A 216-nucleotide genomic window follows, 5' to 3' on the forward strand; every position below is an offset into this window, starting at 1 on the left:
TGGTGGCGCGGCCTGGTAGAGGCGGATGCCATTGGCCACCGGCACGATCGGGTCGTCCAGGCTGTGGAACAACAGCTTCGGCACGCGCGTCAGTTTCGGTATGGCATATATTGCGCTGTCTGCGTCCGGCACCAGCCAGGACAGGGGCACCTGAAACGGCCATGTTAACCAGGAAGTGCTCAGGGCGAATTGTCCTACGTCACGATAACTGGCGGG

The 216-nt window shown here is 61.6% G+C and carries 1 pseudogene; it reads right to left on the minus strand.

The features are described from left to right. Positions 1-216 (minus strand): annotated as a pseudogene (locus tag ACW9IR_RS30380) (alpha/beta hydrolase); the annotation flags it as partial.

The sequence above is a fragment of the Pseudomonas sp. SDT291_1_S447 genome, from assembly GCF_054070155.1.